At 65.0% G+C, this 2,102-nt stretch carries 3 protein-coding genes; 2 read left to right on the top strand and 1 reads right to left on the bottom strand.

Annotated elements, in window-relative coordinates:
• On the top strand, positions 1-446 hold a 446-nt coding region (locus tag Q7T84_RS03135), incomplete at its 5' end, for a Sir2 family NAD-dependent protein deacetylase (RefSeq protein ID WP_304806246.1).
• Between the two features lie 9 nt (positions 447-455).
• Here Q7T84_RS03135 and Q7T84_RS03130 read toward each other — a convergent pair.
• Positions 456-752: a hypothetical protein gene (locus Q7T84_RS03130; RefSeq protein ID WP_304806245.1), complete on the bottom strand. Its 297-nt coding sequence runs from the start codon at positions 750-752 to the stop codon at positions 456-458.
• A gap of 295 nt (positions 753-1,047) precedes the next feature.
• On the opposite strand from Q7T84_RS03130, the gene Q7T84_RS03125 reads away from it, so the two are divergent.
• Complete coding sequence (locus Q7T84_RS03125) at positions 1,048-1,995, top strand: SurA N-terminal domain-containing protein (RefSeq protein ID WP_304806244.1); 948 nt, start codon at positions 1,048-1,050, stop codon at positions 1,993-1,995.
• Positions 1,996-2,102 lie beyond the last annotated feature (107 nt).

Here is a 2,102-nt window from a genome sequence, read left to right as displayed (position 1 = left end):
AGAACGTCGACAACCTGCACCAGGACAGCGGCATCCCCGACGAACGGATCATCGAGCTGCACGGCAACGCCAGTTACGCGACCTGCCTGACCTGCGCGACGCGGCATGAGTTGCACCACCTCAAGCCCGGCTTCGTCGAGCGCGGCGAGATCCCCGCCTGCCGGTCCTGTGGCGGACTGGTGAAGACCGCGACCATCTCGTTCGGCCAGCCGATGCCGCAGGACCAGATGTTGCGGGCCGAAGAGGAGACCCTCGCCTGCGACCTGTTCCTGGTGCTGGGCTCGTCGCTAGTGGTCTATCCGGCGGCCGGATTTCCGCTGCTCGCCAAGCAGAACGGGGCGTTGCTGGCGATCGTCAATCGCGAAGCGACCGATCAGGATCCTCACGCCGACATCGTCCTGCATGACGAAATCGGCCCCGTGCTGCGCGAGATTGTCGGGGCTTAGGAGAGCGCTCTAGACGCGCTTGGTCGGCCGCGCCCGGAGTTTCGCCGGGGGCGGATCGGCGCGGAAATCGCTCACCAAGCCAAGCTTGGCGTTGCAGGACGGGCAGCGGATCACGACGTCGTCGGCGAGATTGGCCTCGATGGAGAACCCTGCTCCGCAAGGCTTGCACTTCCAATCATGCTGGACCGGCGGCGGCGCGGGCGGCGCAGGCGCGCGTGCGGGCTTTTTCTTCGGCCCTTCGGGCAGGACGACCTTCGGAGGGTTCTTCAGCGACAGGATAGGGCGCCGCTTAGGTTCGTCGCTCATGATCTAGGACTTGTAACTCCGACGTGTGGACACGTCACGGCGCGGTCGGGATGAGACGGGTTCTCTCTTGTCCGGGATTGACTTGCAACACCAAAGGGAAACGAAATCAATCTGGCGACCACAGCTTGGTCGCGCGACGGGCGGCGCTCGTCGCGGATCGATGTTCGTGACAGCTTAAGAAGTTTCGAGGTTAAAGAGACCAACGGATCTTCCAGGTTGCTGATGTGCTCGCCGCTATTGGCGACGCACCCAGCCCGGAAGGGGCCCGTCGCAAGGACATTCGGGGGAGAATCCGATGAAACTGAAATGGACTCACGGCGCGGCGCTGATGACCTGCATCGCCTTGAGCGGCTGCGGCATGATCGGCGGCGGCGGCAAGGCCCCCAAGGGGCAAGTGGTCGCCACGGTGAATGGCGAAGAGATCACCGTCACCGAGCTCAATCGCGAACTCGGCGGTGCGGCCCCGGCTAATCCGGCGGAACGCAAGGCCGCTGAACAAGCCGCCCTGGAATCGATCATCACGCGCAAGCTGGTCGCCCAGGCCTCCAAGGAACAGAAGCTCGACAAGACGCCGATCTTCTCCCAGCAGGAGACCCAGGCCAAGGAAGCGATGCTGGTCGGAGCCATGCAGCGGAAGATCGCCTCCACCGTGGTCGCCCCGACCCGGGCCGAAGGCGAAAAGTTCGTTGCCGACCATCCCGACATGTTCGCCAACCGCCGCGTGATGGTCGTCGACCAGATCGTGGTCGGTTCATTCAAGCCCGAACTGATGAAAGAGTTCGAGCCGATGACCACCCTTGAGCAGATCGAGGCGGTCCTGGTCCGCGAAAACCTCGACTTCCAGCGCACCACCACGGTTCTCGACACCCTGAACGCGCCGGAAGACCTGACCAAGACCCTGGGCAAGCTGCCGCCGAACGAGATCTTCATCTTCCCGCGCGGCAACGCGGTGTTCGTGAACCAGATCCGCGACAACCGGGTCATGCCGTTCACCGGCGATCGCGCCATCAACTACGCCATGGCCGGGTTGAAATCGCTCCGCACCCAGGAAGCCCTGGTCAAACAACTCGAAGCGATCCGCAAGGCGGGCGAAGGCGAGATCACCTACAACGACAAGTACAAGCCCGTTAAGGCCGCTGCGAAGCCTGCGGCCCCGGCGGCCAAGGCTGCTCCGGCCACACCGGCGGCCCCGGCGACCCCGGCTCCCGCTCCGGCGGCTCCGGCCGGCGCCGCGCCGACCTAAGGACGATCGGGCGCGGCGGGTCTCTCCCGCCGCGCCCAAGTCGCTTCTCGCCGCCAGGCGCCTGAGCGCCGAGTCCGCTGCCTCTACAATTTCCCCGATGACGCCCA

This window comes from Phenylobacterium sp., from assembly GCF_030654915.1.
In the GTDB taxonomy this organism is placed as follows: domain Bacteria; phylum Pseudomonadota; class Alphaproteobacteria; order Caulobacterales; family Caulobacteraceae; genus Phenylobacterium.
This window is presented reverse-complemented; position numbering and strand designations above follow the sequence as displayed.